Genomic DNA, 5,029 nt, shown 5'->3' on the forward strand with positions numbered 1-5,029 from the left:
AGGTGAGGAACTCCCTCCGAAGATAATTAAAAAGCCTTTTCTATCATAACAGAAATGGGACGAGCTTGCAGAAAATGTTGCATCACCGCCAGATAAATACACATTTTCATTATAGACCGACAGTCTAATATACTGTAAAATGTTAGTATTCCAATACGCAGGGAAGTGAAGCCGAGTGAAGTTCATGCGCGCCTCAACCCGTAAAAAACGCGATCATGTCATCGAAGTTGTCTTGCAATTGTTTATCGAGAAAGGGTACGATCACGTTTCTGTAGATGACATTATTGCAGCAACACACACATCAAAAGGTACGTTCTACCATTATTTCGACAGTAAAGAAGACATCCTGGCCCAAGTGGGTGAACGACAAATAAACGTCATTCAACAATGGTCGAAGTATCCCCCTTCTCAGGTAACGTCGCTTGAAAGCCATGTGAACCAATTGTTTTTAGACTTAGCGTCTAATATCCAGGGAGTCCCTCGCCTTATTCGTAGCATGAACGCTTTGACGATGCGCAATGACACCGTCTCGTTGAAGAATCAGGAGCAAGCGGCCCTACTGACCAACAGTCTATTCCGCTGGTTGCCCGATTCACACAAGGTGGACCTTCTGGTCTCGACCTATACCGGAATTGTCGACCGCTGGTGCTTATCGGATCATTCCGATCTGATGTCGAGTATACACGATCAATTCTCACTTCTGTGGATAGGACTTCGGTCTAACGAACCTGCACCGCCCTTGCTTGTAACGCCCAAACTAAAGTCAACCAAGGAGGAAATGAAAATGAGAGTCGCTGTAATCGGGGGTGGCTTGGCCGGATTAACGGCTGCCGCTTATTTGTCCGAAGAAGCATCCATAGAAGGTATCTTGTTCGAACGCAGCCCGCAACTCGGGGGACGAGCGTTCACATACGAAAAGGCTGGGTTTACGCTAAACTATGGTGCTCACGCGATCTATGGCATCGACCGTCATAAGCTTATGATGATGGAGAGGGAGCTCGGTCTGTCGTTCAGCAGCAAGCAAGTCGACAAGCGGAAAGTGTACTACGAGAAGAACGATCAGTTGACACCCGCTCCCCTTGACTTCGTCAATTTGATTAAGACCGACCTGCTTAGTCCTCTGCAGAAGATGAGGTTCGCTGGAGAAATAACGGCCATCATTGCCAATATTCATCAATTGAAAAACTACCGCACCCTCGGCGATTACTTGGCCTATTCCGATGCGGACGAAGACTTGAAAGAGCTATGGGAACATCTTGTGTGCTCCAACTTCTTCATTACGCCGGAAGATGCCCGACAAGTATCTGGTGCTGTAATCAGCGAATATTATCAGAACTTGTTCCTCTCTGGCCGGCCTGTCAACTATATTCTAGGTAGTTGGGCGGTTATCACCAATCAACTCAAGCAGAAGATCGAGCTCTCAGGACGATGGTCGAAGGCGTTGCAAGAAGGCGTGGACGGGATTCGCTATGAAGGCGGCAAGTTCTTCTTGACGACCAAGTCGCGCGAGGAGAGCTTCGACCGCATCGTCTTCGCCATGCCCGTCCAGCAAGTGGCGAAGTTGCTCAAGGGATCTGCCTGGGAACCGTTCCTTGCCCCTTATGAGAACAACACCGCGACCGAGGTTATGGTGTACGATGTTGGCTTGAATCGTGTCGTTGCACGCCCATTCTCGTATATCAGCGATATGAACAACAAAATGTTCATAAGCGATGTGTCAGCGACAGATCATACGCTCGTTCCGGAGGGTGGCCAACTGCTGCAGGGCATCGCTTATTTGCACGATCAATTCCAGGACGATGCCGAACGCAAAGCCTACTTGGAGCAAAAAACGATTCAAATGGAGCAATTGTTTGACCGGCATTATCCCGGTTGGAGGGATGAAGTGGCGGTGAAACGTGTCTCGAAGAAAGCGATGGTTGCCAGTGTGAAAAACGTGCACACGAACCGGTTGCTGCCGAACCGGGTGGAAAATGTGCCGTTTTATTTTTGCGGGGATGGCTGTACGGGTAAGGGCGAGCTGGCCGAGCGAGCATTTTCCAGCGCTCGCAATGTTGCGCAGATGATTTTGAAGGATGTTAAGGTCTTGATTGGTGTGTAGCTGTTAGGCCATGCTAGGACTGCTGTAACGCGGAAAAGAGGCTGTCAATTCATTGTGGATAGAGATTAAGACGGACGTTCCGAGTGAAAAAGGACCCTTCTGCTCAAACATCTTGTTTGAACCTCCCTTGATTGTATAAGGGCTTCAGTGGTGGGAGGTTCAAGCCAAAACTCGCCAGGGTCCTCTTTTTCACTCTCCACTCCTGTGTTCACAGTTAATAGACAGCCTCAAAAAAAGCGCTATTCGCTCCCGCAGGCAGCGCCGAGACCGCATTATCGCGGTTTTTCCGCTTTAAATCTGCTGCGCACTCTCCCACTCCGATAGAGTAGGCGTATGGACGAACTGCCCCTTGCTCGGACCCGGAAGCCGACAATAAAATTCCAGCTCATTCCCGTCTGGATCAAGAAAATATACACTTGCCGAAGGTCCTGAGAGATGGACGATCGGTTCTTGTCCATCCCGGCCGAATACAGCCCACGTCTCTACGCCTCTCTCCGCTAGCCACTCGCCAGCTCGAACAATCTCGTCATAATTGACTTCGAAGGCAAAGTGACGAATATCGATCGGCTTGCCATTCTCCCATATACCGAACGTTTGAACAGGTTGCCCTACCTCCTCGATGTTGAAAAACGCAACCCGTCGGGTATCACTACTACTCGTCAATCGCATGCCAAGTCGTTCGTAAAACTCCACAGATTGCTCCAGGTTGCTAACTTGCAAATGAATCTCGCAGATTCTCCTGATCATGGCTAACCCTCCTCCGGTGTTGATGGTGTGGTTTTGGGGCTCATGAATTATGAACCGCCATATACTTCCTTCATGTTCTTTGTGTAAATTTCTACAATATTGCCTTCGGTATCTTTGAAATATAGATTACTTGAATCGTGGTTTTCACTTGCAAACACCAAGATATCAATATCCTTAGATTTCAAAATTGCTATTGTATTCTCAAATAATTTTGGATTGATATATAATGCAAAATGAACATGGATACCACCTTCATCATATAAACCATACTTCCAATAACTAACTGGGGTTTGTTTTATTTTCATTTGCTCTTCAGTAAAATCTCTTGAAAGCCATAAACCAAGTCTTGTATTTCCACCAACGTATAACCATGTAGCCCAAATATTTTCCGAAGCACTCGTCTCAAATTGTCCATTTCTATAACTCCACTGATCTACTATAGGAAACCCTAATTTTGTTGACCAGAAGTCAACTGCCCTTTCCATGGATTGAACTTCCAGCACTAATTCTGATACCCCTTCAACTTGAAGTTTCATCTTAATCTCACCCCGCTCATTTTCAAATATCCCCCATTGGAACGAAAGCTCGTTCTGGTGGAGGCTTCAGCCTATCGGATACCTAGCTCCTACCAGTTGCTCTCCAATGTAGGTGATAAACTCTGCAACGGAGGCTCGATTGAAAACGTAACACCGCTAGAATAACTCACACGCTTAACTAGCCTACTCCTCCGGTAAATTCAGAGCATCGACCCATGAGGATAGGAAGCCCGGAGTATGTCGAAGCACAATCAAATAACCCGCATACTGGAACGATAGCTCGTTCTGGTCGAGGCTCCAGCTTATCGGATACCCCGCTCCTTCAAGTCGGTCAGCAATCTGAGTGATATAAGCAGCACCAGAGACTCCGAGTACAAGTGTAAGATGGGGTGGAATTGCTATCATCCCGATCGGAATCCACTTCCGACTCGTAGAAACTACCACTGCATGCGCCGTACCACCACGAACGAATGCGAATAGTTCGCTGCTCTTGAATACCTTCATCCCCAGATTTGCTTGGAACCACGCTGTAGTCGCCCCCACATCGTGTACTGGAAGTCCAACCTCCCTCAAATACATAACTTGCAACAGGCCTTCCGGAACTAACACTTCGTCTGTGATGCCATAATGGGCGGTCCATTCCAACAAGTTGCCGTCCAAATCTTTGTAATACACACTCTTTCCACTTGTGAACGTTGTGACCGTAATGCCATCAGGCCAGGCAAGTGGGATTCCCAATAGCTGCTGCAAGTGCAAGACGACTTGATCAAACACGGCCATAGGAACTTCAAATGCCAGATGAACGGGTGCCAATCTTTCGTGTGATTCCTGAAAGGTAAGCCGGGTATGGGCATTGACTCGAACTTCAATCTGCTCGGCGTATTCCGATGCAACAGGGTAACCAAGACGTTCCGAAAAAAATTGTTTGACCCCCGCAACCGATGTCGTCTGCAATTTCACTTCTGCATAATGTGTAATCATACCTATTCCCAATCCTGCCGCTTCTGCTTCAGCAACTTGGCCATCGAGACTAGCTCCGAACCAATCGACATAAAGCGAAGCTGCATAGCAGGATCCTTGAACTCTCCGCCCTGCTTGAACTCCGTATTGCCCGGAATGGAGCCTAGCACCGGTACAACCCAGCCGTGTAAGCTTCGAACCATTGCTTGCATGGCGGTCAGTGTTACCATCGACGATGGCCCTCCAGTTGCGGATATGAGGGCGACCGGCTTGTTCTTGAATTGCCTGGATCCTACCCATTCCATAGCATTCTTGAAAGCAGCTCCTAGTGTATTATGGTACTCTGGGCTGCCCAGTACGATACCATCTGCCTCATCCATCAGGCTGATGAACTTATACACATTCTCATCCGCAAGTGCGTCTCTTCTCTCAGGGTGAAACATAGGCAATGGTGTCTCTCGAAGATCGAACAACATCGTGTCATCCCCATGCTCCTCACAATAACTCAAGACGGCCTTCACACCTTTAAATGTATTGGAATTCGACGACAAGCTTCCATTTAACCCTACCAGTTTCATCTTACAACCGCCTCCGATCACGTTATGGTATGTTTGTTCGTTCTTCCTTCATCATAAACGGTCAGCGTTTGGAAAACTTCGGCATATCGTTGTAGAAGCGCATACGC

The 5,029-nt window shown here is 47.8% G+C and carries 5 protein-coding genes; 1 reads left to right on the top strand and 4 read right to left on the bottom strand.

Annotated features, from left to right (window positions below; translation table 11 throughout):
* Window positions 1–184 precede the first annotated feature (184 nt).
* The gene (locus tag AC1DWB_RS31215; protein WP_477544994.1) at window positions 185–2,101 is read left to right on the top strand and encodes an FAD-dependent oxidoreductase; all 1,917 of its coding nucleotides are present in this window, start codon (window positions 185–187) and stop codon (window positions 2,099–2,101) included.
* Between the two features lie 291 nt (window positions 2,102–2,392).
* On the opposite strand, the gene AC1DWB_RS31220 is transcribed toward AC1DWB_RS31215, so the two are convergent.
* The 4 genes from AC1DWB_RS31220 to AC1DWB_RS31235 form a co-directional block, all read right to left on the bottom strand.
* Window positions 2,393–2,848 (bottom strand): VOC family protein, encoded by a 456-nt coding sequence (locus tag AC1DWB_RS31220; RefSeq protein ID WP_477544990.1) that lies wholly within the window; start codon window positions 2,846–2,848, stop codon window positions 2,393–2,395.
* Window positions 2,849–2,895: 47 nt separating this feature from the next.
* On the bottom strand, window positions 2,896–3,384 hold the full coding sequence (locus tag AC1DWB_RS31225) for a VOC family protein (protein ID WP_477544991.1): 489 nt from the start codon (window positions 3,382–3,384) through the stop codon (window positions 2,896–2,898).
* Between the two features lie 183 nt (window positions 3,385–3,567).
* Window positions 3,568–4,365: a hypothetical protein gene (locus tag AC1DWB_RS31230; protein ID WP_477544992.1), complete on the bottom strand. Its 798-nt coding sequence runs from the start codon at window positions 4,363–4,365 to the stop codon at window positions 3,568–3,570.
* A gap of 2 nt (window positions 4,366–4,367) precedes the next feature.
* Window positions 4,368–4,922, bottom strand: a complete 555-nt coding sequence (locus AC1DWB_RS31235; RefSeq protein ID WP_477544993.1) for an NADPH-dependent FMN reductase — start codon at window positions 4,920–4,922, stop codon at window positions 4,368–4,370.
* Window positions 4,923–5,029 lie beyond the last annotated feature (107 nt).

Source organism: Paenibacillus sp. P4_E11 (assembly GCF_056401635.1).

Coding starts and splice junctions, on each gene's coding strand:
- AC1DWB_RS31215 (WP_477544994.1), top strand. CDS start 185: ATGCGCGCCTCAACCCGTAAAAAACGCGATCATGTCATCGAAGTTGTC.
- AC1DWB_RS31220 (WP_477544990.1), bottom strand. CDS start 2,848: ATGATCAGGAGAATCTGCGAGATTCATTTGCAAGTTAGCAACCTGGAG.
- AC1DWB_RS31225 (WP_477544991.1), bottom strand. CDS start 3,384: ATGAAACTTCAAGTTGAAGGGGTATCAGAATTAGTGCTGGAAGTTCAA.
- AC1DWB_RS31230 (WP_477544992.1), bottom strand. CDS start 4,365: ATGATTACACATTATGCAGAAGTGAAATTGCAGACGACATCGGTTGCG.
- AC1DWB_RS31235 (WP_477544993.1), bottom strand. CDS start 4,922: ATGAAACTGGTAGGGTTAAATGGAAGCTTGTCGTCGAATTCCAATACA.